A 25,241-nucleotide genomic window follows, 5' to 3' on the forward strand; every position below is an offset into this window, starting at 1 on the left:
TTACCTCCCTAATATATTTCTTAAATTAACTTCAGCTTTCTTCTCTTGCGCAATTTCTAGTAGGCTTTCTTCACGGAAGCCAAACATCCCAGCTACTATATTCGTCGGAATAGATTGAATTGCTGTATTATAACCCGCTACATTGGAATTATAGCTGCGACGACTAGCAGATAACTTCTCCTCTAGCTCATTAATTGTTCGTTGTAAGTGCAAATAATTTTCGTTTGCTTTAATTTCAGGATAAGCTTCTGCTTGAAAATTAATCGAAGAAAGTGCTCTATCCACTTCCTCATACTGCTTTATTTTCTCTGCTGATGGTGGCTGATTTTGTAACCCTGCGCGTAGACTAGTAACCTCGGCAAGTGTTTCACGTTCATGTGTCGCATAAGAAACGACTACTTCAGCTATTTGCGTCAAAGCATCATAACGATTTTGCAAATAAACATCGATAGCAACTAAAGCTTCTTTAATTCGGTTCCGTCTACTCACTAGACCATTGTATGTAGCGATTAAGAAAATACCAACAATTACAATAACACCAAGTAAAATACCAACGACTACCATTGTCATCACCTCATTCTTTTTGTGAACAACATCGATTGCATATTGTATGCATTACGTTCCATCCAAACAACTAGCCTCTAATATTACTCTTTGCTTAGTAACATTAGATTATCACATTAACCAACAAATGGTAACTTTTATGGATAAATTAACTATATTTAAATTTATCTTATATATATTCTGCTTTTGCACAAATTAGTTCACAAATGATACCAACATATTTATTTGCAACATATACTTGTATAAAAAAACTCCCTCTTCATATTGGAAATTTATCATCCAACATAGAGAGGAAGCTTATACTTTTTATAATTCTTTATTGAATTATTTATTCTAAATTTGCATGATTTCCGTACATTGTTCTGCCACTACTCGTTTGCTTATGCATTAATTTCAGAATAATAGTATCGCATACTAGCAATAATACTTGTTCAAATAAAGAGCCCATTGGTTGTATGGTCGACGCTTCTTGATCTAACTGATTTTTCGGTACCCCAGGAAGTTGAACGATGTGATCTGCTAGCCTTCCAATAGTAGAAGTCGAAGATAATGTCAATGTCGCTACATTAGCTTCAAGACTTCTTGCCTTTTCCGCCATTGGAATGAGCGATCTCGTCTCTCCTGAGCCTGTACCAATTAGCAATAAATCGCCCTTGTCAATACTACGTGTTACCGTCTCCCCAACAACGTACACATCTAACCCAAGATGCATTAACCTCATCGCAAATGCTCTCATCATCAATCCAGAACGACCTGCACCTGCTACAAAAATACGACCAGAATCTATAATAACCTCTGCTAACTGTTCTAACTGCTCATCAACCACTTGATCAGCTGCTGCTTGAAGTTCTGTAATAATCGTATCAATACTATAGTTATTCGTCATATCGTTTACTAACCTTGTTTAATCAATTGTTGCATTTGAGCTGCTGCTGCTTGAATATCTGCATGACCCGTAATTCCGCCACCAACAATGATAAGATCAGGTTGAACAGCAATGACTTCAGGTAATGTTTCTAACTTAATACCACCCGCTACAGCAATTTTGGCGTTTTTCACTACAGATTTAATCGTACGAAGATCTTCGAATGAATTTTTACCAACAGCTTGAAGATCATACCCCGTATGAACACAAATATAATCTACGCCGAATGCATCTATTTGCGCTGCACGCTCTGCTAAATTTTTCACTGCAATCATATCGACCAAAATCTGTTTTCCTTGTTTTTTCGCTTCTTCAACAGCTCCTTGAATACTTGCATCTTCTGCAACACCAAGTATTGTAACGATGTCGGCTCCTGCATCAGATGCTTTCATTACTTCATAGCCTGCTGCATCCATAACTTTCAAGTCAGCAAGAACTGAAAGGTTAGGAAAAGCTTCTTTTAAGGCTTTGACTGCATGTAAGCCTTCATTGATTATAATTGGAGTTCCAATCTCCACAATATCAACATAAGATTCTACTTGCTTAACTACTTCAATGGCACCTTGGATATCAACAAGATCTAACGCTAATTGTAATTTCATATATAATCTACTCCTCTAAAGTTAGGTTTATACTGCAACACCAATATTAGAGTTTAATGTTCCGATTGAAAAGTACGCACTTTTATGTAACGTAGTACCCATTTGGTAACTATCAAGTAGATTTTCACTCACCATTTGAGGAATCTGTCTTCATCTTAAGATGACTATCTCCCCACTCCGATAATACATTGAGCAGTTGTTTAACCGTTAAACCGTACTCCGTTAAGGAGTATTCTACTTTTGGAGGAACTTGCACATATATTTTACGCTCTATAATTGAATCTTCTTCTAATTCACGTAGCTGTTGCGTTAACATCTTCTGAGTAATTTGAGGCATTTCTCGCTTTAATTCACCGAATCGATGTGTACCTTCTGTCAAATGACAAAGGATAACAGGCTTCCATTTTCCACCTATGACCTTCAATGTTAATTCTACTGTCTCTTTAAAATGTAAATTACCCAAGTCACATGACTCCTTACTTAATCATAATTTGACCTCTAAATATGAGTTTATTAATGTTTTATATATACATCATACCATTTTCCAATAAAGGTTCAAAAAGCATGCTTTAAGAACCGAGAAGATGTCTAATACACTACATAGCAAAATGTCGTTATTAACGTCCACTATTTGAACTATCGCATACGACTGCTAAACGATATTTATGAAAACTAGTTAATATGTCCAAGCATCTACTCTACTAAAAACATACTATAAAACTATCAAATGAAAGGAAGTGATGATAGAATGCCGTATAAATCGAATAGACCGGGTATAACTGGGTATAGACCTGGTCCACCACCTGGTCCACCACCTTACCCACCACATCCAATTCATCGTGATCCTGTCGTTGTAACGTTCGAAAATACTATTGCCGTATCAGACACTAGTAATACGAATAACAATGTTGTATATTCTGTTGATTCTAGTTTTGTATCAACACTAGCTGCATCTTTTGTAAACATTGGATCTATTGGCTTCAATGTTAACTTAATTTTCAATAGTGGACCAAGTAGAACATTTACACTTGTAGCAGGCGACAGCATTACGTTTCTTTATGATGACATCCGCGAAATAGCATTAACTGGATTTTCTCCTACTGAACCATACTTTGGAACATTTAAGTATCAAGTTTCATATATTCCTAAAGTATAAGTTTTGCCTCAATCGGCTACAAAGATGAAGAATGCTAGGGTATTCCTTTATTCATAAAAGGGTTGGAAAGGTGAGTGCTAATTCTCACTTTTCCAACCCTTTTAATAATTACTTAATATGGCGGTCTATTTATTGTGATTAATATCTTACTATGAAGATTGAACGGTAATACTATAAGCATACGTTTGAGGTGGTAAGCTCATTGTCATTGCTAGACTATGTTGAACATGAATAACCATCCCAACTGCCAAATCATCTAACCCTATTACTTCTCCTGCCTGGTTCCGAATGACTGTGTTCTCATCAACATTGAGAACGACACCGTTCACGCCTATTCCGTCGATTTGTATCGACTTATACTTCCCTATCTTTCTTATGCTAGTAATGACACCATTTCTAGCGACCATCATCGGTTGTTCCATCTTTTTTCATCCTCTCCTTAGTTCATGTTCACATACTTAACTTATTTATATGAAATGTTTGAACATTTCTCTACAACTAACTATTTTTGAACATACGATGTGTCTAAATACCGAATCATCATTATTGTAGTCTAATTAGACTTAACTTTCAAAAATTATAAGATATAATACATATAGTGTATATGATCCAAACAAACAACTACATATAGTGTTTTGATATTTTTAAGATTAGTCTCATTCACTCTTTCCCATACACTTTGATGATGGATTATGAGCTGTTTGTACCATTTAGGGAGGTCTTCACTTGATTAATACCGATAATAAATTGATGAATATTATTTCTGAAATTACATTTTCAGATGCAGAGACAACAGATAGTAAACGAGAGAATGCCAATATTGACGGTAACACTGCAATGGGAACTATGCTCCAATATGGTAGTGTTGTATCCAAATATTTTTGTAAAACTAACGTGTTACAACCGCATCATGCTTATGCTCACGATCATGGCGATATCCATATTCATGATATGGATTTTATGAATATGGGTACGTTAACTTGTTGTCAAATTGATTTACAAAAACTATTTGCCAATGGCTTTTCTACTGGTCACGGGTTTCTGCGTGAACCTAACGACATAATAAGTTATGCAGCATTAGCTGCAATCGCTATTCAAAGTAATCAAAATGATCAGCACGGTGGGCAAAGCATCCCATTTTTCGACTATGGACTAGCTGATGGTGTCAGAAAAACATTCAAAAAAAGTTACACAAATTTCTTACGACAAGGTTTACAACTTCTTCTTGATTTTGAAGAGAAGCAATTATTACTAATGAACCATTGGGTTCAGAACATAGAGTCAGAATGTAAACATACTTTGCAAATTGAGATGATTGCACAGTATAAAGCATACGAACAAAAACAACTCATACAATTGTATTCAATTGATGAATCAATGGCGATTAAAATTCAAAAATTCGCTTATAAAGAAGCTTATAACGAAACAAATCGTAAAACATATCAAGCGATGGAAGCCTTTATACATAATCTAAATACGATGCATTCTCGTGCCGGGGCACAAGTTCCATTTTCCAGTTTGAATTTTGGGACAGACATATCTGCAGAAGGTAGAATGGTATCCGAGAATCTGCTTCGCTCGGTTGAAAAAGGGTTAGGTAATGGTGAGACACCTATCTTTCCAATTCTTATTTTCAAAGTAAAAGAAGGAATTAACTATAATGCTAGTGATCCGAACTATGACTTATTTCAATTAAGTTGTCGTGTGTCGGCGAAGCGCTTATTTCCTAACTTTAGCTTTCTTGATGCTCCGTTCAATGCTAAACATTATGTTGCTGGTAGACCAGAAACAGAAGCAACCTATATGGGATGCAGAACAAGAGTATTAGGAAACGTATATGGAGAAGAAATTGTAAGTGGAAGAGGTAACTTGTCATTTACAACGATTAATCTCCCTCGACTCGGAATTAAACATGGTATTATTTCTCACGCTGAACCGATGCTGCAACATTTTTTTGAAGCATTAGATCAACAGATCAAGCTAGTAATCGAACAATTATTGGATCGTATGAAGCTACAAGGTAATAAACGTGTGAAAAACTTCCCTTTTCTAATGGGACAACATGTATGGAAGGGCTCTGAACATTTAGATTGGAATGATACGATCGCTGAAGTGATTAAGGAAGGTACGTTAACGGTTGGATTTATTGGATTAGCGGAATGCCTAACCGCACTAATTGGCAAACATCATGGCGAGAGTGAAGAGGCTGAGCAACTCGGTCTTCGTATTATTACACATATGCGAAATCGAATGGATGAAGCATCAAGCCGATATCAACTGAATTTTTCATTAATTGCAACTCCTGCTGAAGGACTATCCGGCAGATTTACAGCCATTGATCGACTGCAATACGGCACTATTATTGGTGTTACTGATCGCGAGTATTATACGAACTCATTCCATATCCCTGTCTATTATCCATTAGCAGCATACGACAAAATTGCGAAAGAAGCACTGTATCATGAACTAACGAATGCAGGGCATATCACTTATGTTGAATTAGATGGTGATCCAGCTCATAATATTGAAGCATTTGAGACGATTGTAAGATCAATGAAAGAAGCCGGTATCGGGTATGGTAGTATTAATCATCCTATTGATCGTGATCCAGTTTGCGGATATTCAGGAGTTATTATGGGTGCTATCTGCCCTCAATGTGGTCGCAGTGAAGATAACGGGGCGATAAAGTTTGAACGTATTAGAAGAATTACAGGTTATCTTGTAGGAACATTAGACCGATTTAACAATGCAAAGAAATCAGAAGTTTACGATCGTGTAAAACATAACTAATGAAATGTGGCGATATTGATGAAACTAAGGATAGCATCACCACTTACTATAGATAGTATTGTAGATGGTCCTGGACTAAGAATGGTCATATGGACACAAGGATGTAAGCATTATTGCAAAGGATGTCATAACCCACAAACACATGATCTCAGAGGTGGTTATGAGATTGATAGCGATAATATTATAGAGCAAATGCACAATGTGAAGCTGCAAAAAGGAATTACTTTATCAGGAGGAGAACCTTTTCTACAAGCAGAGGCACTAATCCCTATTGCTCAAGTTGCCAAGCAACTAGGACAAGATGTGTGGGCATATACAGGGTTCACATGGGAGCAACTTCATACGCCCTCAAATCCGCAGCAACGCTACCAACTTAAGCTCTTACAATCGGTGGATATATTAGTGGATGGTCGATTTATGGAGCATAAGAAATCTGCCCAACTACTTTATCGAGGTTCTTCTAATCAAAGAATTATAGATGTGCAAGCGTCTTTAATTACTGGAAATGTAGTATTACACGAAGCTTTTTACCGTCATGATCAAACATCATGACGGTTTTTTGTAAGTTTTTTCTCCCTTATAACTGCACACTAGCATACTTATATGGATGGATAACATAATATTTACAGCAGTACCTTGCATTATTCACTACTACCGGTTACAATCATAATTAGGTAGTGAACAATAAACAGTACTGAACAATAATATATACTATGTCTGATGAATGTTGAATGGTGGTGCTAATTTATGGAAATTAATGTACAGTTTAAGAAAGGTGTATTAGAGCTTTGTGTATTAGTGTTAATTCATCGTAAAGAGCGCTATGGTTTTGAATTGGTGCAACAAGTATCTAACTATGTTCAGGTTGCAGAAGGAGCACTTTATCCTCTATTGCGAAGATTGGTTACTGAGGGTCGTTGCACGACGTATTTACAGGAATCAACAGAAGGCCCGCCAAGAAAATACTATAAGCTCACGGAAGATGGTGAGCAATATATGAACGAGATGCTTAAAGAATGGAATCAATTTGTAAGTGATGTTTCTAGTCTATTGGAGGATGGTGCTACACATGAATAAAGATCAATTTCTTACAATTCTTCGTAAGGAACTTAAGTCTATGCCCGGCAAGGATCAGAAAGAGTTATTAGAAGATTACGAAACGCATTATGCATTCGGAGAACAAGCAGGTAAGACGGAAGAAGAAATTTCGTTGGAGCTTGGCAACCCACTCGAGCTAGCACAAGAAGCTCTTGAAGAATATAAGAGAAATTCCCCTCCTCTAATGAAGAAGTCAGAGTCGGAATCAATGACCAGAACGGTATTTGCGGTTATCGGTCTGTTCTCTCTCAATTTTATACTTGCGGTCGTTCCAATTGGCTTGTCGATATGGGCTGTTTGGCTTAGCTTATCGCTAAGTGCTTTCGCTATGATTATTGCACCTGCGTTAGTTTTGTTCGATTCTATAATTAATAGTCAATTTTTACCTGGTAGACTGTTTGCCTCATTAGCGATTACTGGCTTAGGTATCTTGCTATGTATCGCATGCATTTACCTTGGTAAAGTGCTGTTGAAAATTACAAAGTCGTACTATCACTGGAACTTGCGCGTCATTAAAGGAGGAAAGTAATATGAGAAAACGTTGGATCCTTACCGCCATTATTCTATTTGTGGTCGGTATTACCGGATTAACTTTTAATAAATTCGAAGTAGATGACAAAAAGATTATAAACGTTGAAAAAGAATGGACTTTCGATGCACAAACTCTAAATAATATTACCGTTAATGGTACATCTAATGATTTGGATGTCAAATTCATAACTAGTGACAGTGCTACAGGTTCAATACTAGTCAATGGGAATACCGATCAAGACACTATTGATAAAATTAATATGGCTTCCATTGTAAATAACAAGTTCGAATTAGATCTAAAAACAGAGTTCAAATTTCAATTTCTCAATTTAAATTTTAAGAATACAAAAATATATATTACAGTTTCTCTTCCTAAGGATTATAAACTCGATGTTGTTGATATTGGGACTAATTCAGGAAACTTCAACATCGAGCAAGTCCTTGCCAAACAAGCAACATTTAATACAAAATCAGGGAATGTTAAAGTCGTAAATGTATTAGCAGATCAAACAACGATAACTACGTATTCTGGTAATCTTAAGGCGGAAGATATTCATGCTGAAACTATATCGCTATCAACTAAATCCGGCAATTTGACTGCTAATACAATAATGGGTGAACTTCAAGCATCTGTTAATTCAGGTAATATTAAAATCGATGATTTATCTGGTGAAGTTACTGCAAAAAGTAGCTCTGGTAACGTAACTATTTCACAAGCGACAGCCCATGCGGCAGATGTTACAGTAGCATCTGGAAATGTAACATTTACTACTGCTGAAGGATTTGGTGGTTTCTACGAATTACGTTCAAATTCAGGAAATATTCATGCACCCGATTCATTAGGAACTTCTACAGAGATTATCAAAATTAATACGAAATCAGGAAATATTAAAGTGAAATAATGTTTAGGCGTGTCTATTCCAAGCATCTTGGAATAGACACGCCTATTTTTAACATATTTAACAATAGGAAGGTATTTATCGTCTATAAGAGAATTACTATTATATGGTTACACACATCTCAATAGGAGGCAGCTATGACTTTTCCTGTCTGGATTAATCTCGGATTCATTACACTACATCCACACACAGTATTTGAAGCACTTGCCTATTTTTTAAGCTTCCGGCTATATTTGTACACACGAACAAAGGGCGCTCTTCGCATTGATCAAGGTATCTGGATTATTGTTGGAGCTATTATTGGTGCAGCTATTGGCTCTAAAGTACTGTACTGGTTCGAAGACCCTCAACAATTAATACAGCGTTGGAATGATTATGTATATATTATGGGTGGAAAGACCATTGTAGGAGGATTACTTGGTGGACTTATCGGCGTTGAATTAATGAAGAAAAAGTTAGGTATCACAAGTTCTACCGGTGACGATATGACGCTCCCTCTCATTATGGGAATTGCGATTGGTCGTATTGGTTGTTTCTTAACTGGTCTTGATGACCATACGTACGGAACTCCAACCACATGGATTACTGCTATCGACTTTGGGGATGGTATTCGCCGTCACCCTACTCAATTGTATGAACTGTTTTTCTTACTTCTACTCGCAACGCTACTACTATGTTACAAATATCAATTACGTAAGCGTCACTCTCTTGCCATTACTTCCCCTATGATTCTACCTAACGGCGCTATCTTCCAACTATTTATGACCTGTTATCTTACTTTTCGCTTTACAATTGATTTCATTAAACCAACACCTCATCCTTACTTCGGACTTAATAATATTCAGCTCGCTTGTTTACTAGGATTAATATACTATGGATCACTATTGTATCAATGGATTGGAAAACCACATCATAATTATACGGAGGAATCTAATTATGCCAACCAAAAATAGACCCTATATTTTCTATGAGTTAACAAATAGCATATGCTCCAAGTGTCTACGTAAAGTAGAAGCAAAAGTCATAATAGAAGACGACCAAGTATTTTTACTTAAATATTGTGGGCATCATGGGCGGGAAAAAGTATTAATTTCGACCGATGTTGAATATTACAAGAAGTGTAGAGAGTTTCTAAAGCCTGCAGAAATGCCTCAACATTGGAATACGCCCATTCGCTACGGCTGTCCGTATGATTGCGGATTATGTCCAGACCATGAGCAACATAGCTGTCTAACTTTGCTCGAAATAACAGAGCGATGTAATCTACAATGTCCAATATGTTATGCAGAGTCTTCTCCCCATCACGGATCATTTCGCTCATTAGAACAAATTGAGAAAATGCTTGATGCGATCGTTCGTAATGAGGAAGAACCAGATATTGTGCAAATTAGCGGTGGTGAACCAACGATCCATCCACAGTTTTTCGAAATTCTTGATCTCGTCAAAAGTAAACCTATTAAACATATTATGGTCAATACGAATGGATTAAAAATTGCTCAAGATCGTAAGTTTGCTGCGAGATTAGCATCTTATATGCCCGGCTTTGAAATATATTTGCAATTTGATAGCTTCGAAGAAGCTACACTACGTGAATTACGAGGTGTAGATCTACGTGAGGTTCGTCGTAAAGCATTAGACAACCTCAATGAATACAACGTCTCAACGACATTAGTCGTTACACTGAAAAAAGGTCTAAATGATCATGAGATCGGTGATATTATTCAATTCGGATTGAAACAACGTGCTGTCCGAGGCGTCACTTTCCAACCTATTCAAGCTGCTGGAAGACTAGAGGAATATGATCCCTCTAAGGAGCGACTGACTCTTAGTGAAGTACGTCAAGGGATTATCGATCAATCTGGCGTTTTTCTACCTGAAGATATCATTCCAGTACCTTGTCATCCAGATTGTTTAGCTATGGGCTATGCATTGAAGTTAGGAGATGAAGTTATCCCGCTAACCGGCATGATGGACCCCGCTATTTTATTAGAAGGTGGTAGAAATACGATCGTCTTTGAGCAAGATGCTGATCTAAAATCTAAAATTTTTGATCTATTCTCAACAGCTCATTCACCAACTTCATCGGCACTTTCACTCAAAAATCTATTATGCTGCTTACCGATGGTATCGGTTCCTCAAGATATTAATTATGATAATGTATTTCGTGTCATTATAATGCAATTTTTAGACCCTTATAACTTCGATGTTCGTTCTGTCAAAAAATCATGTGTACATATTGTTCATCCAGATGGTCGTATTATCCCATTCGATACGTATAATATGTTCTATCGTGGTGACAAAGAGCAAAAACTAATTGAGCTACAACGTGAATTTGAACTAAGGTCAAGAGGTGATTAGTGTGGATGATGAGGAGAAGACTGTTAAAGAAAATGAACCTTTGCAAGACTCAGAGCAAGAGATAGGGCATGACTCAAAACAACATACAACACAACCTACTATTCCTTCAAAAAAATCATCGTACAATCTCAAACATGTGTGGCTAGGCATTGGTATGCTAGCTTTACTTCATCCCATAATATTTCTTTTTGAAGGATGGATTTTCGCCATTGGTATTCTACAAGTCGTTTATTTAATTCCAGCTACGCTCATTTTCAAGAAATACCCTGGCATTGTTCAAGGCTTAATAATTGGAGGCGGCATTACTTTCTTATTAAACGCAGCTTGCTTTGGACTGGTCATCAGTGGTGTTCTATATTAACAGTTGAATGAAAGAAGGCTATCCATAGCTTGATCAATAACGATCATACTAAGGATAGCCTTTTGCTGTATTATTGTAACTGTAATATTAGCTTTACCTCACAGTAATGACTAGTCCACCGTCTTATACTTTTTTCACAAACTCGGACTTCAACTTCATTGCTCCAAAACCATCGATTTTACAATCTATATTATGATCACCATCGACCAATCGAATGTTTTTCACTTTTGTACCAATTTTCAATACGGAAGAACTTCCTTTAACTTTAAGATCTTTAATGATCGTAACACTGTCACCATCATTCAAAATATTTCCGTTCCCATCTTTTACAACTTCGGCACCCAACGTATTGTCGCTCTCCGATTCCAACGTCCATTCATGAGCACATTCTGGACAGATCAGCATGCTTCCGTCCTCGTATGTGTACTCAGAATTACATTTAGGGCAGTTTGGCAAACTAGACATATTGTTATATTCTCCATTCATTAATGTTCTTCTCTACTCTTTCGTCATGAGTGGGAATAATTCCTGTCCACAGTTGTGAACTATGTTCCACAAAATGTTCGGTACGGCCCGCATTCCTCTTCCGGTAAAGCAGCATACACCGCTTGCTTAGCAGAATGTTCGTATGGATTAGATAGCGCCTCTAGTAACGTAGTCATGACGGTATAATCGCTATGTTTAACTGCAGCTTCTAATGCTTCTTCCACTCGATGATTACGAGCAATAATTGCAGGATTATGATGACGCATCAACTGTTGCGCATCTTCTGGAATTTGTGACTGACGCTTAAGTCGCTCCTGCCAATTCGTATACCATTGTTGGAACTCTTCTTTATCCACTAGAACGGTATCTTCTAGCTTGTTGAAGGTTAACGCAATAAATGTATTCGTATAATCCGCTTCGTATTTATGCATCAATCCAAGTAAATCTTTTATTAACGACTCATCTTGTTCCTCTTCGTTATATAATCCAAGCTTTGCTCTCATTCCTGCCAGCCAACGATCATAATATTCCGTTGCATAATGAGATAACGCAGTTTGTGCTAATTCGACCGCTTCAGCATGATTGTCATGAAGTAGTGGCAACAGTGTTTCAGCAAATCGCGAAAGATTCCAACTACCTATATACGGTTGATTGCCGTAAGCATAACGTCCTTCTCGGTCAATGGAGCTGAATACTGTGGCAGGATCATAATTATCCATAAATGCACATGGACCATAATCAATTGTTTCGCCGCTTATTGCCATATTATCTGTATTCATCACACCATGAATAAAACCTACAAGTTGCCACTGGGCAATAAGATGTGCTTGACGCTTAATGACTTCTTCTAGCAAGTGTAGATATCGGTTATCATCTGTTGCAATATATGAATAATGACGTTTTATCGTGTAGTCCGCCAACTGTTTAAGTTCTTCGTCATTGCCCCATTGTGATACATATTCAAATGTTCCTACTCTCAAATGACTTGCAGCGATCCGGGCAAGTACTGCACCTGGTAAGTTCGTTTCCCGAACGACACTTTCTCCCGTTGCCACAACTGCTAAGCTACGAGTAGTAGCAATACCTAATCCATGCATTGCTTCACTAATAATATACTCACGTAGCATTGGTCCGAGAGCTGCTCTACCATCACCTCGTCTAGAATATGGTGTTGGTCCAGAACCTTTGAGCTGAATATCAACTCGCTCACCTAGAGGGGTGATTTGCTCGCTTAGCAATATCGCTCTACCATCACCTAACCTATTGAAATGACCGAATTGGTGTCCGGCATATGCTTGAGCTAGAGGTATTGCATCATCTGGAATGATATTTCCAGCTAACGTAGCTACACCTTTATCACTTACGAGCGCTTTTTCATCTAATCCCAACGCATTGGCTAAAGGTCCATTCATTATTATTAGCTTTGGTGAGCTTACTGGCGTTGGATTAATAATTGTATAAAGCGATTGGGGCAATTCAACATAACTATTATCGAAATTCCAACCTGCATCTACGATTTCATCGTTATTAGTCATTGTAAATTCCTTTCTATATATGTATATCTATAATTTTCTTCATAACATTAGGTTACACTCTCATCTCATTATTATACTCTATGTTGTTGCACATACAGAAAAGGTACTTTTGCTTTTCTCAAGCAAAGGTACCTCTCCTTGCACATTCTATAATTCATTACCTTTAACGATACATTGATTTCTTCCATTATTTTTGGCTTCATAAAGACACTGATCAGCCGCATCAAATAACTCTGAAAGATCGGTTGTCGTAGATGGATAGGAAGAGATTCCAGCAGATATCGTAATATAATCACCGCATGGACTCAATGTACTTTCTATCGTCATTCTTAATCTTTCAGCAACTAGATAAGCTTCATCCTCATTCATATGTTGAAGGAGTAATACGAACTCCTCACCACCATAACGACAACAAATATCTTCTTTCCTTGCTACTTCTTTCATTTTTTCCGCAAGAAATTTCAATACTTCATCGCCAACTGAATGTCCATATGTGTCATTCACTCGTTTAAAATGATCAATATCCAAAATAACAACTGAGAAAGCTGTTCCGTTATTTGTCCATTTTTGAGTTTGTTCATCTAACGTTCTTCTATTCGTTAACTTTGTTAATGGGTCTGTTTTGGATTGATGCGTAATAAAATCTACTTTCTCATGTAAGAATCCAAGACTATAAGTTAGAGCCTTTTTTAATTGAATCGCTTCATAATACCAAGCTCTTACTTTGCTTAAACTTTCAGTCTGATTTTTCTCTGTGCTAGATTCAATAAATCCAGCAAGTTTCTGCAACGGCTGAGCTATTAGCTGAGAGATTAATGCAATAATGAATAATGATAACATTAGATAAGGTAACGATCTCATAATCATTTCTTCCATCATATCTTTCGTTGGAACTAACGCCGCTTCTGCTGGTCGCTGTGAGACAACTCCCCAGCCAACCGTCGGAACATAAGAATAACCCGCAAGCATATCGACATCTTGTGAATTTGTAACACGAGACGAGCCACTTTGTTTTTGCATTAATTGTTGAACCACTAGATTATCTGATACTACATCATTAATTCGATCTTGATCCTGATGATAAATAACATGACCATCTTTATCTACAACATAGACATATGATCCATCTTGATAATAGTGCTGCCCTAGTATTTGATAGAGTATATTTTCTTCTTTTAAGTATAGGCTGCCACCAACAAGACCTAAATAATTCTGATTTTCATCAAAAATCGGATGAGAAATGAAGATAATTAATCGACCGGTGAGAGATAGATATGGTTTTGAAACAATTGGTTTTTTCTCACGCAACGCTTCCTTTCCGCCCTCGGTATCCATAATCTTACCAATTAGATCGAGAGTTTGAGGTGAAGTCGCCTTAATCTCCCCATCTGCATTGGCAATAATAACGGAGTTAAATGTATCTGTCTGATGTTTAAGGCGTTCAGTCTCTTGAAGTAACTTATCGTTTGCATCTGGATTTTTCATATATAAGGCAATCTCTTGCGCGCTTAATTCTAACGTTTGAAGCGTCATCTGAAAGAAGACATCTGTCGTATTTGCTAGTTTTTGCGCGTATACGCGATTAGTTTCTAATGTGTTATCTATTAGAGTATTCTTACTCATCTTATAGCCAGATGAAGTACTGCTAAATAGTGTTAATATTACGGAAAGCAATGCTACTGACATTATTAATTGTTTTAAAGAAATCTTCATGAATGTGATGGGTCTCCTTTTCAGTATCTCCAACCAAATATATCATATTTTTGTAATATTCATAGTTATATTTATTATAAAAAGTCGCACAAGAGCAGTAGCCCCCATACGACATTCTAACGACCATATACTTTTATTAAACTAGCTAAAACGTTACTTAAAACTTAACTCAAGATTTATACTGACTTAATTTCCCCTCATAAATTAACGCTAACCGTTCACTTTTCCGAAAATCATCTGGTGTAACCAATGCCGGTAACTTATCCCATAACTTAATACCTGAACGCTCTAATATTTCTGCTACAAACTGGGAACAAAAATAAGAGTTACTAAATTCAACCGGTTCTTTTAGTGCGATCCCGATCACACCTAATATATTGTAGAGATATTTTCGATGACTACGAATAAAAATATGCAGAACTCGCTTCATCTTTTCAATCTCTCGATTAGTTACATGAAGTTCGTAAATTACACATGTCGTATTAGGATATTTGCTAAAAGTTCCATTTTTAAGATCTTCCTTAACAAATCCACCATTGAGAGGATTACTAGGATGCTTTCTCCCAAAGCTATAGAGTTCAGATAGTTCTCGGTCAAATGAAATAGAGGCATGGTTATAAGGAGCCTTCGTATAGCCTTGAATAACCTTCGTAAACAACGTTCCTGTATTCGTAAGTAAAATATAAATTGCTCGATTATCTGACATCTATTAAATACCCCTTAACAAGAATGTATATTTACTTCATAATAACATATGATCCCTTTTATGGAATCGTATCTCTTACTAAGTTGGTGATTAGCACTGAATAACTCGCTATGGAAACTAGAATTAATTATAGCAGCCGTCGCAACAATTCAATTACTATATGTTGTAATACGTAAAGTACAACCGATTAAAGACTACGAAAATATTGGATCCCGCATCAAAATGTGGTGGGGGATGCTTATCATTTTTGGTTTGGCTACTCTATTCAATCCGATAGTATCCCTCATTTCATTGATGGGACTTAGCTTCTTTGCACTGAAGGAATATTTCTCTATGATCAAATCAAACAAAGCAGACAGAAGATTATATCTTTGGGCGTACTTATCTATTCCGTTGCAATTCTATTGGATCTTTATTGAATGGTATGGAATGTTTATTATCTTTATCCCTATTTATGTATTCTTATTATTACCTATCCCTCGATTAATTAATAAAGGTACTGTCGGATTTCTCCGTAGTATTAGTGCGGTTCAATGGGGACTTATGCTAATGGTATTCGGTCTAAGCCACCTAGCTTATTTCCAATTTGCAACGCCACAATATGGGGCTGGGCTTGTGTTGTTTCTTGTTATCTTGACACAACTTAATGATGTCGTTCATAACCTTGTATCGATATATTACACCAAAGGAAAAGTTGTTCCTACAGCTAATCCTAATCTAACTTGGGCTGGTTTCTTATGTGGATTTGTGGCAACAACTGTTGTATCATTTCTTATCTATCCATACCTAACACCACTAGACCTGACATTTGGCATTTTGTCTGGGATGTTAATTAGCTTAAGTGGATTCTTAGGCAGTCTAACTGTTTCTGTGCTTAAGAGAGATTTATTACTTGGCGATGACAACAAAATCGAGGCGTTGAAAAAGAGTCACTTAAGTAGAATTGATAGCTTAACGTATACTTCACCTGTATTATTCCATGTCATTCGTTATTTCTTTGATTTCATGTAAAATCTTGATATGTACAATAAATTCAATGTTTTGTACAACTTATACAACTGAATGTTGTTTTATCTACTCTTATAATATTGGTCAACCGAAGTAACTTACTTTATTAAGTTGCTTTGGTTGACCTTTGTTGTGACTATTTTATTTAATCATTTACAATATGTTGAACACGACCTACTCGGCCATCCTCTAATCTAACTTTAATACCATGTGGGTGTTGCGGTGAATTCGTAAGCAAATCTTTCACTATCCCACGTGATGTCTTTCCTGTGCGTTGGTCCTGCTTTAATACGATATCTACTTCAAGACCAGGCTTAATATTGCTTCTTAATTTCCCATCCATATTCTGTTTCATCTCCAGCTTTATATTATCAGCAATGCTTATCGTAACATAACTTATACTAACGTTCTATCAGAGTAAAATCAAAAGGGGATCTCTACTCGAATATATCTGAGTAGAGATCCTCTTTTAAGCTTACTTATTACTTAACATTAAAAATCGAAATTATCAGGATCTGGACCGACACGTACATGTTGATCCAAACCATTAATGCGTTCCATATCTTCTTTCGTCAATTCAAAATCAAATAACGATGCATTTTCAATAATGCGGTGTTCTTTCGTTGATTTTGGAATGGTAACAATGCCATTTTGTAAATTCCAACGTAAAATAACTTGCGCTACAGATTTACCATACTTAGCTCCAATCTCAGTAAGCTCAACATTATCTAATAATTTACCTTGCATCAATGGAGACCATGCTTCAAATTGAATACCGTTTTCTTTACAAAATGCTTGCAGTTCTTTTTGAATTAAGCGAGGATGATGTTCCATCTGATTCACCATTGGCTTAATCTCTGCATCCTTCATCACTTCTTCTAGCTGATGAACAAGGAAGTTACTTACACCAATTGCTTTTACGCGACCTTCTTTATAAAGCGTCTCTAACGCTCTCCATGTCTCTGTGAATTTACCAGCTACTGGCCAGTGAATTAGATATAAATCCAAATATTCAAGTCCTAACTTGCTGAGGCTCGTCTCATACGCAGCAATCGTTGACTCATAACCTTGATCAGCGTTCCATACTTTAGATGTAACAAATATATCTTCTCGTGAAAGACCCGTTAGTTCTAATCCTTGACGAATACCACGACCAACGCCTTCTTCATTGCCATAAATAGCTGCAGTGTCTATGCTACGATATCCATGCTGAATTGCTGTTTTTACGGCATTTTCTAGCTCAGCACCTTCTTCTACTTGAAATACTCCTAGACCGAGCATTGGCATTTTCACACCATTATGAAGCGTTGTTGTATCTTGTGAATTATTTACCATTATCTTTTCCTCCATTATTTACATCTATATTGTTACGAGTTATGAAGTAGTTATCATTGCTCGTTAATGCTATGATAGGACAAAATGAACGAATATAACAGTACGCACTTTTTAGTACTGTAGGCACTTAAAAGTACCTATATACCCGGAGGCATATCATGATTAAGAAAAAATATAATATTTCAGTCGAAGCAACACTTGAAGTTATTGGTGGGAAGTGGAAGTGTGTCATTCTGTGCCATCTTACTCATGGGAAAAAACGCACAACTGAATTAAAACAATTGATGCCACATATTACACAGAAAATGTTAACGCAACAATTACGTGAATTAGAAGCAGATGGTATCATTAATCGAATTAGTTACAATCAAGTTCCTCCAAAAGTGGAATATGAACTTAGTGAATATGGAACAAGTCTTAGTAGCATATTAGACTCGCTATGTAACTGGGGTGAGCAACATATTATTAGACAATACGGCGATAAGTATTCCGTACTAGAAGAAAATGTATTAAATACTTAATTTTTAGTGTAACTAAAAATACGCAAGAGCATCGTTTCCTTACAGGAAACCTGCACTTGCGTATTTTTGTTTTATAATCATTAATGCTTCATTCGATATCGAATAGGAAGAAAACTCATCGTGTTTACGAGGAGATGTTTGAACTTCCTCTATTATTTATGAAGTTTTACTACCTCTATTACAATGAGGGTTTACATACTCTATTGCAATGAGGGTTTTCTTCCCTTATTACAATTAGGATGTACTTCCCCTTCAAATGAAGGTTCAAAATGCGGGCTTTCAGGATCGAGAAGATGAAGCGCTACTTGAGGAAGGAGGACACGCAAATGTACGTAGTTGTACATGCGTACCGGACTTCCCAAGTTCGCTTCATATTCGATGTCGACTATGCTACGTTAGCCAATCGTCTTCATCAAAGTCCGCTTTTTGAACTACCTTATAGTTGCTTGAACTCAATCCATTCCACTTGCATGCCTGGCTTCACAAAATCAAGCTTCATCTCATATAGACCAACTTCTAGATCAACTTTTATAAGTTTCTGCTTAACCCATTTACCTTCAGTACCATTCATTGTAATCGTCGTAACTAACTGATTATTCATCATTACATTGGTTGCCGATTGAGCTGTATTGAATTCCGGTGACATAATATTAACGATAAGACGGTACTCACCTGCTTGATCTACTTTCACATAGACAGCTTCATTCACGATAGGTTTAATTTGTGCATTGTCAGACAATGACTGAACTACTGCTGGTGTAAGAGCAGGATCAGATGTTACTTTCGCAACAACATCCTCAATGACGTAATCTCTTGTAAATACAATAGAGTTCATAATAAACTCACAAATATTTATCGCACTACGCTGTAATTCACCAACTGTTAATGTACCATTCTCTAGTGATTCAATTGTATTATCATCTAAAGAGTTAATTTCAGCCCCATAGTTATTAACGACCATGAATAGATCATTTTGTGCTCTTACCATAAAGTTAGTGTACTTCAAGCTTGGTGCTCCACCATGGACAACATCATTCATCACTGCCCACCAGTCAGTCATAACAATGCCTTTGAAGCCCCATTCTCCACGAAGAATAGTTGTAGTTAGATCATAGTTAGATGCAGTCCAATGACCGTTAATCGGGTTATAGGCAGTCATAATTGAATCTGCTCCACTTTGTTTTACTGCGATTTCAAACCCTTTCAAGTAGATCTCACGTAGTGCACGCTCAGATACAACGGCATCAACCTTCGTACGGTATTGCTCCTGATTATTACAAGCGAAATGCTTCAGTGTAGCGTTAGATCCACCCTTTTTAATACCACTTGTACATGCCGCAGCAAAAGCTCCGGATACTAGAGGATCTTCAGAGAAATACTCAAAGTTACGACCGTTAAGTGGACTACGACGAATATTTAAACCTGGTCCAAGTAGAGTATCGATATCATTTCTAAGAAGTTCTTGACCTTCCATCACATAAAGTCTTTCAACTAATTCAGTATCCCATGTCGCAGCAAGTAACGTTCCGATCGAAACTTGTGTTGCTTTATGTCCACTATCCATACGAATACCAGAAGGACCATCTGCGCAAGAAGCAACTGGAATACCCAACTTATAAAGATTATCGCTAATTCCACCAAATGCAGAAGCTGTTCCTGGTGTTACAAGCGGACTACCCATACCTTCGCCTCTAACTATCGCAGCAAGATCTTGATTATTAAGTTGAGCAATAAATGTTTCGATGCTTACTTTTTTGTCATAAACATCTTGTAATTTATACCCTTGATCACCCGTTTGCTCGATTGTTTTTGGTAAGTTTTGCTGTATACGTTCAGCTAAAGAGATTTGTTGTGTTGGCACGTCAACAGCAATAAGTTCATACGTCCCATCTGATTTCAACGAACCTGGTGCCATTCTCTTAAAGTTTTTAGTTGGTGCCAATGCTTCCGTTAGTTGCTCTACTAATTGAATCGTTTCTACAACATATCCGCTTTGGCCTTCTAGGCTAACATTTACTGTGTTTTTCACGCTATTACCAACATGTAGCTTGTAAGTTCCTGCCTCTAATACATAAGCAGAACGATAGCCTGTAACACCACTATCATCATACGACGCCATGGAATTAACCGGGAAGCTTACCTTAACTGTTTGTGATTCTCCTGGTTGAAGTTCTTTCGTCTTACCGAAAGCTGCTAACGCTTTTACGGGCTGACCTAGTTTACCTTGTGGTGCTTCATAATAAACTTGGATAACTTCTTTACCAGTGAACTGATCACCTGTATTCGTAACCGTTGCACTAATTTCAAGAGATTCTACGCCTGCTTCTGAAACTAACTTCGCTTCCACTTGAGTTATGTCAAACTTCGTATAAGAAATACCGTACCCGAATTCAAACTGAACTTTCTCAGGACAGAATGTCTCGAAATAGCGATATCCGACATAGATATCTTCTTCATAAATGGTCATGTGCTCATTGCCGAATTGTGGGGTTGAAGGATAATCTTCAATTGCATAGGCAATGGTATCTGTTAGCTTACCACTAGGAGTTACATCGCCAACTAATACATCAGCAATGGCGTTACCACCCTCCATACCGCCGTGCCATGCATAGATTACTGTTGAAATAGGGTTAACGTAACTTGTATCATTCAACCAACTCATATCAATAATGTTCGATACGTTCAATACAACAGCCGTCTGCTCAAACTGTGTAGTTACGAGTTGTAGCATTGCTTTTTCATCAGCTGTTAATTGATAGCTTCCTGGCTCGTTGGCATTATCCTGGTCTTCACCAGCTGTACGTCCTATGACGATAATTGCTTTGTTTGAATCACTTTTTGCCGCTGCTACTAGCTCAGCAGTTAAAGGCATTTCCTTTTGGAACCATGGCTCAGCAGCCCAGCCACCTCCACCATTATCGAAAGGATTTTGTGCAATCCATTGCTCATACGTAGCTGCTAATTGTTCGTTAATTGTAATGTTTTGTTTACTACGAAGACCGTCTAGTAAATTCGTTGTATGTGTTACATTAACACTACCACCTGAACCTGTACCGCTACGGTAATAGTTTTTTTGTGTTCTACCGAAAATTGCAACCTTATCTTCTTTTTGAAGCGGAAGAACATGCCCATCATTTTTCAAAAGCACTGCACCTTGTGCTGCAACTTCTCTACTAAATTCCGCAAACCCCTCTAATGGAATTCCTAATAGTTGTGTACTCAATTTATCCACTCCTCATATCTAATAAATTGCATAATAATAGTTCAACCTTTGATATGAAATCTATGTAAATAGCTATTATAACAATACTCATCATGTTAACTCTCTTATTTACCTAAATTTCAATCTTACTTATATCATAATAGCCCATCAAAGATACAAATTATAGTCCGGAATAAAGTGTAAATTATATGCGATTTTGTCTTTATGTTCACGGTAGCCTCTTGCAATAAGCGCATTGAAAATAAAGGAAACAAGCTCGATTATGTCGAATCCCTTTGTACTATGATGAAATTAATAAATAAAACCACTCAGAAATACATTCTACTAATACTATTGTTTATTGGTGTGCTTCTAGGTTTTCGATGGGCATGGTCTGAATTATTTTCTACTGCGGAACATCCTGAAGCAGTTCTAGGTGTACTTGATGTGCGCCATTTGGATTTGAGCAATTCCGATTCTATACCATTAGAAGGAGAATGGATATTCTATCCTGACAAACTCATATCCTCCTTTGATATTAATTCATTGAACAACGAAGTTAATTATATTCAAGTTCCAGGTGACTGGCGAGGTTTGATGACTAACGAGGAAAATAGTCCGATAGGGTACGGAACATACCGATTACGCATATTAGTCGCGCCATTAGAGGAGCCAATCGCATTTTGGATACAAGGTATCGAAGCTGCATCTACTATAGTAATTAATGGGGTAGCTACAAGCAACGTTGGAGTCATTGCCGACAATGCTAATGACTACGAACCTAATAATGTTTCATACACGGCTTCATATTATGAAGAAGGAACAACAGAGATCGAATTGCTTGTACAAGTATCAAACTTTGATAATCCATTAAATGGTGGCATAACGCGCGCTATTCAATTTGGCTCTCAAGCTGAAATCGATTTTATACGTTGGTATTCTATCGGATTTCAACTTGTCATGTTTGTCGTATTAGTACTGCACTGTTTGTATGCCTGTATTCTCTATTTGTTTAATAGACGAGAGCTTAACTTATTAATTTTCGCTATACTCACGTTTATCGTCGGAATTTCTATTGTTGCCGATCATGATAATATGCTCATGCTTTGGCTGCCTATTAACTATGAATGGGTCATAAAGATCAAATTACTTAGCTACATGTGGCTTTCGTTTTTAATAGTCGTTCTTTTCAGAAGATTTTCGTCAACATATAAGCTGAAGAAGTCATTTCGAGTATACGCAATTTCGTTTATTATTTACTCTATATTTTTAGTATTTGCATCGACATCATTAGTGTATGCTTCTATGGAGCTCAGCCTATTTAAATTATATTATTTTCTTCCGTTTGGATTTTTGGCTTATCTTGTAGGGGTAGTATCATTTACGAAACCCAACAATACTGGCTCTATTTTCTTACTATGTTCCGCATCAAGTATTATATCTAGTGAACTATGGGGAGTATTTAGTTATGAAAGTGATGTTATTAATGTCTACTATCCGATTGATATTCTCGCTGCCATCGTTGGTTTCTCTGCTTACTGGTTCCATAAGTATTTCCGTAATGCACAAGAAAATATAATATTGAATGAACAGCTGCAACAATTTGATAAAGTGAAAAATCAATTTCTTGCCAATACTTCACACGAACTAAGAACGCCATTGCACGGTATTATTAATATTGCTCAAACTGTTGTTACGAAAGAGCAAGAGAAGATGAACACAAGTAGCGTAAAAGACATGGAGCTACTTATTACCATTAGTCGTCGCATGTCTCACATGCTTGGGGACTTACTCGATGTCGCTAGAATTCAGGAACACCGTATTTCATTGCAACAAGAACCGTTAAAGCTTCAATCCATAGTGCCTAGCGTAATTGGCATGTTAAAATTTATGATTGAGAATAAACCTATCCAACTACGCATAAATATTGCTGAATCTATGCCACCAATAATGGCCGACGAAAAAAGACTTGTTCAAATTCTATATAACTTATTACACAATGCTCTCAAATATACAGAAGAAGGTTCAATCACAGTGTCCGCTGTTTCTCATGAAGGATATGCTATGATTCATATCTCTGATACTGGTGTCGGCATGGATAAAGAAACACTAGATAGAATATTTCTCCCTTATGAACAAGGCTCTTATGGCATAAGCGATGGAAGAGGTCTAGGCCTTGGGTTAAGTATTTGTAAGCAGTTAGTAGAATTGCATGAGGGTACTTTAACCGTTCGCTCTGAACTAGATAAAGGTTCGACATTCAGTTTTAATCTGTCGTTAGCAGCCGAAGGCGACATTCCAGTATCACGAGATGCACATCCTATTGATGATTTAACAACTGATATTGTGGAACAGAACAATGAACTAGTGTTCCCCAATATTACACTGGGAGAAATAACGACCACTGTTCATATCCCACCGCTATTGAATAGTAGAAAGGTTAATATTCTCGCTATCGATGATGATCCGATTAATCTTAATGTGCTTGTTGGTATTCTATCAACCGAGCCGTATCAAATTACTACAGCCAACTCCGCTCGTCAAGCATTGGAGATATTAAGCACACAACAATGGGATTTACTTATTACCGATGCGATGATGCCTCATATGTCCGGTTATGAATTAACGCAGAAAGTAAGGGAGCTTTATACAGTATCCGATTTGCCTGTGCTGCTGTTAACTGCTCGCAGTCAACCTGCTGATATTTATACTGGGTTCTCATCAGGAGCTAATGATTATGTAACTAAGCCAGTAGATGCACTGGAGTTAAAGTATCGAATTAGAGCATTAATTACACTGAAGCAAACGATTAATGAGCGTTTACGCTTAGAAGCTGCTTATCTTCAAGCGCAAATCCATCCTCATTTTCTATTTAATACCCTGAATTCGATTATGGCACTTAGTGATATAGACACTGAGCAGATGCGAGATTTAGGTTATGCTTTTGCATCATATTTACGGATCAGCTTTAACTTCCTTAATACGGGGGAGCTAGTTGCGCTTTCTCATGAACTAGAACTTGCTGAAGCTTATTTATATATAGAAAAAGTACGATTTGAAGATCGATTGACGATTGAATGGGAAGTTGAACAGGGGATTAGTCTCCGTCTTCCTCCACTCACCTTGCAGCCTTTAATTGAAAATGCTGTTAAGCATGGCGTCCTTAGCCGTAATCAAGGTGGTACCGTTCATATTCGTATTACACGACAAGAAAACAATACACTAATTGAAGTCATCGATAATGGCAAAGGTATGGAGCAAGAGAAAGTTATGCACCTTTTGAATTCTACATTGAAAGGCAAAGGCGGAATTGGACTTACCAATACGAATAGACGATTAATACAATTGTATGGTCAAGGCTTGTCTATTGTTAGTAAGCCTAATGAAGGAACAACTGCATCATTCATCATTCCAGATCAATTTAGTAAGTAGCATGCTTTATACTATAGTA

The 25,241-nt window shown here is 37.0% G+C and carries 24 protein-coding genes; 12 read left to right on the forward strand and 12 right to left on the reverse strand.

From position 1 onward, the window contains the following. The 4 genes from NAG76_05470 to NAG76_05485 form a co-directional block, all read right to left on the reverse strand. Nucleotides 1–564, reverse strand: coding sequence for a LemA family protein (locus NAG76_05470; GenBank protein URN95696.1), 564 nt, complete (start codon nucleotides 562–564; stop codon nucleotides 1–3). Nucleotides 565–892: 328 nt separating this feature from the next. Next, nucleotides 893–1,450, reverse strand: coding sequence for a 6-phospho-3-hexuloisomerase (hxlB, locus tag NAG76_05475; GenBank protein ID URN95697.1), 558 nt, complete (start codon nucleotides 1,448–1,450; stop codon nucleotides 893–895). An 8-nt stretch (nucleotides 1,451–1,458) separates the two neighbouring features. Beyond that, a complete protein-coding gene (gene hxlA / locus NAG76_05480; protein URN95698.1) occupies nucleotides 1,459–2,091 on the reverse strand; it encodes a 3-hexulose-6-phosphate synthase in 633 nt (210 codons plus the stop codon). Between the two features lie 124 nt (nucleotides 2,092–2,215). After that, a complete protein-coding gene (locus tag NAG76_05485; protein ID URN95699.1) occupies nucleotides 2,216–2,554 on the reverse strand; it encodes a helix-turn-helix transcriptional regulator in 339 nt (112 codons plus the stop codon). 285 nt (nucleotides 2,555–2,839) lie between these two features. Here NAG76_05485 and NAG76_05490 point away from each other — a divergent pair, with 285 nt between their 5' ends. After that, nucleotides 2,840–3,247 (forward strand): hypothetical protein, encoded by a 408-nt coding sequence (locus tag NAG76_05490; GenBank protein URN95700.1) that lies wholly within the window; start codon nucleotides 2,840–2,842, stop codon nucleotides 3,245–3,247. Nucleotides 3,248–3,396: 149 nt separating this feature from the next. On the opposite strand, the gene NAG76_05495 is transcribed toward NAG76_05490, so the two are convergent. Next, entirely contained in the window at nucleotides 3,397–3,669 is a 273-nt protein-coding gene (locus tag NAG76_05495; GenBank protein ID URN95701.1) for a hypothetical protein, read from the reverse strand. A 304-nt stretch (nucleotides 3,670–3,973) separates the two neighbouring features. On the opposite strand from NAG76_05495, the gene NAG76_05500 reads away from it, so the two are divergent. The 8 genes from NAG76_05500 to NAG76_05535 all read left to right on the forward strand — a co-directional run bounded on the left by NAG76_05500 (nucleotide 3,974) and on the right by NAG76_05535 (nucleotide 11,284). Then, a complete protein-coding gene (locus NAG76_05500) occupies nucleotides 3,974–6,037 on the forward strand; it encodes an anaerobic ribonucleoside triphosphate reductase (GenBank protein ID URN95702.1) in 2,064 nt (687 codons plus the stop codon). An 18-nt stretch (nucleotides 6,038–6,055) separates the two neighbouring features. After that, entirely contained in the window at nucleotides 6,056–6,589 is a 534-nt protein-coding gene (gene nrdG / locus NAG76_05505) for an anaerobic ribonucleoside-triphosphate reductase activating protein (GenBank protein ID URN95703.1), read from the forward strand. A gap of 195 nt (nucleotides 6,590–6,784) precedes the next feature. Then, the gene (locus tag NAG76_05510; protein URN95704.1) at nucleotides 6,785–7,114 is read left to right on the forward strand and encodes a PadR family transcriptional regulator; all 330 of its coding nucleotides are present in this window, start codon (nucleotides 6,785–6,787) and stop codon (nucleotides 7,112–7,114) included. After that, complete coding sequence (locus NAG76_05515; GenBank protein ID URN95705.1) at nucleotides 7,107–7,664, forward strand: DUF1700 domain-containing protein; 558 nt, start codon at nucleotides 7,107–7,109, stop codon at nucleotides 7,662–7,664. Before NAG76_05510 ends, NAG76_05515 begins: the two co-directional genes overlap by 8 nt. A 1-nt stretch (nucleotide 7,665) precedes the next feature. Further along, nucleotides 7,666–8,568 (forward strand): DUF4097 domain-containing protein, encoded by a 903-nt coding sequence (locus tag NAG76_05520; protein URN95706.1) that lies wholly within the window; start codon nucleotides 7,666–7,668, stop codon nucleotides 8,566–8,568. Between the two features lie 134 nt (nucleotides 8,569–8,702). After that, nucleotides 8,703–9,518 (forward strand): prolipoprotein diacylglyceryl transferase, encoded by an 816-nt coding sequence (locus NAG76_05525; GenBank protein ID URN95707.1) that lies wholly within the window; start codon nucleotides 8,703–8,705, stop codon nucleotides 9,516–9,518. Then, the gene (locus NAG76_05530) at nucleotides 9,502–10,923 is read left to right on the forward strand and encodes a radical SAM protein (GenBank protein ID URN95708.1); all 1,422 of its coding nucleotides are present in this window, start codon (nucleotides 9,502–9,504) and stop codon (nucleotides 10,921–10,923) included. The genes NAG76_05525 and NAG76_05530 overlap by 17 nt, the downstream gene beginning before the upstream one ends. A 1-nt stretch (nucleotide 10,924) precedes the next feature. Continuing rightward, complete coding sequence (locus NAG76_05535) at nucleotides 10,925–11,284, forward strand: hypothetical protein (GenBank protein URN95709.1); 360 nt, start codon at nucleotides 10,925–10,927, stop codon at nucleotides 11,282–11,284. A 123-nt stretch (nucleotides 11,285–11,407) separates the two neighbouring features. On the opposite strand, the gene NAG76_05540 is transcribed toward NAG76_05535, so the two are convergent. From NAG76_05540 to NAG76_05555, 4 genes are all read right to left on the reverse strand, one after another. After that, nucleotides 11,408–11,749 carry a zinc ribbon domain-containing protein YjdM gene (locus tag NAG76_05540; protein ID URN95710.1) on the reverse strand — a complete coding sequence of 114 codons (342 nt, stop codon included), beginning with the start codon at nucleotides 11,747–11,749 and terminating at the stop codon, nucleotides 11,408–11,410. Between the two features lie 80 nt (nucleotides 11,750–11,829). After that, nucleotides 11,830–13,305 carry a YdiU family protein gene (locus tag NAG76_05545; protein URN95711.1) on the reverse strand — a complete coding sequence of 492 codons (1,476 nt, stop codon included), beginning with the start codon at nucleotides 13,303–13,305 and terminating at the stop codon, nucleotides 11,830–11,832. A gap of 147 nt (nucleotides 13,306–13,452) precedes the next feature. Then, nucleotides 13,453–15,018: a sensor domain-containing diguanylate cyclase gene (locus NAG76_05550; protein URN95712.1), complete on the reverse strand. Its 1,566-nt coding sequence runs from the start codon at nucleotides 15,016–15,018 to the stop codon at nucleotides 13,453–13,455. A 169-nt stretch (nucleotides 15,019–15,187) separates the two neighbouring features. Beyond that, a complete protein-coding gene (locus tag NAG76_05555; protein URN95713.1) occupies nucleotides 15,188–15,724 on the reverse strand; it encodes a hypothetical protein in 537 nt (178 codons plus the stop codon). A gap of 96 nt (nucleotides 15,725–15,820) precedes the next feature. Here NAG76_05555 and NAG76_05560 point away from each other — a divergent pair, with 96 nt between their 5' ends. Further along, on the forward strand, nucleotides 15,821–16,735 hold the full coding sequence (locus tag NAG76_05560; protein URN96771.1) for a phosphatidate cytidylyltransferase: 915 nt from the start codon (nucleotides 15,821–15,823) through the stop codon (nucleotides 16,733–16,735). A gap of 142 nt (nucleotides 16,736–16,877) precedes the next feature. Here the strand turns inward: NAG76_05560 and NAG76_05565 are convergent, their stop codons facing one another. Further along, a complete protein-coding gene (locus NAG76_05565; GenBank protein ID URN95714.1) occupies nucleotides 16,878–17,075 on the reverse strand; it encodes a YwbE family protein in 198 nt (65 codons plus the stop codon). A 149-nt stretch (nucleotides 17,076–17,224) separates the two neighbouring features. Beyond that, entirely contained in the window at nucleotides 17,225–18,067 is an 843-nt protein-coding gene (locus NAG76_05570; GenBank protein URN95715.1) for an aldo/keto reductase, read from the reverse strand. A gap of 158 nt (nucleotides 18,068–18,225) precedes the next feature. Here NAG76_05570 and NAG76_05575 point away from each other — a divergent pair, with 158 nt between their 5' ends. After that, entirely contained in the window at nucleotides 18,226–18,588 is a 363-nt protein-coding gene (locus tag NAG76_05575) for a winged helix-turn-helix transcriptional regulator (protein ID URN95716.1), read from the forward strand. 436 nt (nucleotides 18,589–19,024) lie between these two features. Here NAG76_05575 and NAG76_05580 read toward each other — a convergent pair whose 3' ends face one another. After that, the gene (locus tag NAG76_05580; protein ID URN95717.1) at nucleotides 19,025–21,811 is read right to left on the reverse strand and encodes a glycoside hydrolase family 3 C-terminal domain-containing protein; all 2,787 of its coding nucleotides are present in this window, start codon (nucleotides 21,809–21,811) and stop codon (nucleotides 19,025–19,027) included. A 282-nt stretch (nucleotides 21,812–22,093) separates the two neighbouring features. Here NAG76_05580 and NAG76_05585 point away from each other — a divergent pair, with 282 nt between their 5' ends. Further along, the gene (locus NAG76_05585; protein ID URN95718.1) at nucleotides 22,094–25,222 is read left to right on the forward strand and encodes an ATP-binding protein; all 3,129 of its coding nucleotides are present in this window, start codon (nucleotides 22,094–22,096) and stop codon (nucleotides 25,220–25,222) included. Nucleotides 25,223–25,241 lie beyond the last annotated feature (19 nt).

Source organism: Candidatus Pristimantibacillus lignocellulolyticus (assembly GCA_023639215.1).
Taxonomy (GTDB): domain Bacteria; phylum Bacillota; class Bacilli; order Paenibacillales; family Paenibacillaceae; genus Pristimantibacillus; species Pristimantibacillus lignocellulolyticus.

Coding starts and splice junctions, on each gene's coding strand:
- nrdG (URN95703.1), top strand. CDS start 6,056: ATGAAACTAAGGATAGCATCACCACTTACTATAGATAGTATTGTAGAT.
- hxlB (URN95697.1), bottom strand. CDS start 1,450: ATGACGAATAACTATAGTATTGATACGATTATTACAGAACTTCAAGCA.
- NAG76_05545 (URN95711.1), bottom strand. CDS start 13,305: ATGACTAATAACGATGAAATCGTAGATGCAGGTTGGAATTTCGATAAT.
- NAG76_05490 (URN95700.1), top strand. CDS start 2,840: ATGCCGTATAAATCGAATAGACCGGGTATAACTGGGTATAGACCTGGT.
- NAG76_05525 (URN95707.1), top strand. CDS start 8,703: ATGACTTTTCCTGTCTGGATTAATCTCGGATTCATTACACTACATCCA.
- NAG76_05495 (URN95701.1), bottom strand. CDS start 3,669: ATGGAACAACCGATGATGGTCGCTAGAAATGGTGTCATTACTAGCATA.
- hxlA (URN95698.1), bottom strand. CDS start 2,091: ATGAAATTACAATTAGCGTTAGATCTTGTTGATATCCAAGGTGCCATT.
- NAG76_05585 (URN95718.1), top strand. CDS start 22,094: ATGATGAAATTAATAAATAAAACCACTCAGAAATACATTCTACTAATA.
- NAG76_05550 (URN95712.1), bottom strand. CDS start 15,018: ATGAAGATTTCTTTAAAACAATTAATAATGTCAGTAGCATTGCTTTCC.
- NAG76_05520 (URN95706.1), top strand. CDS start 7,666: ATGAGAAAACGTTGGATCCTTACCGCCATTATTCTATTTGTGGTCGGT.
- NAG76_05565 (URN95714.1), bottom strand. CDS start 17,075: ATGGATGGGAAATTAAGAAGCAATATTAAGCCTGGTCTTGAAGTAGAT.
- NAG76_05575 (URN95716.1), top strand. CDS start 18,226: ATGATTAAGAAAAAATATAATATTTCAGTCGAAGCAACACTTGAAGTT.
- NAG76_05540 (URN95710.1), bottom strand. CDS start 11,749: ATGTCTAGTTTGCCAAACTGCCCTAAATGTAATTCTGAGTACACATAC.
- NAG76_05515 (URN95705.1), top strand. CDS start 7,107: ATGAATAAAGATCAATTTCTTACAATTCTTCGTAAGGAACTTAAGTCT.
- NAG76_05470 (URN95696.1), bottom strand. CDS start 564: ATGGTAGTCGTTGGTATTTTACTTGGTGTTATTGTAATTGTTGGTATT.
- NAG76_05570 (URN95715.1), bottom strand. CDS start 18,067: ATGGTAAATAATTCACAAGATACAACAACGCTTCATAATGGTGTGAAA.
- NAG76_05510 (URN95704.1), top strand. CDS start 6,785: ATGGAAATTAATGTACAGTTTAAGAAAGGTGTATTAGAGCTTTGTGTA.
- NAG76_05530 (URN95708.1), top strand. CDS start 9,502: ATGCCAACCAAAAATAGACCCTATATTTTCTATGAGTTAACAAATAGC.
- NAG76_05555 (URN95713.1), bottom strand. CDS start 15,724: ATGTCAGATAATCGAGCAATTTATATTTTACTTACGAATACAGGAACG.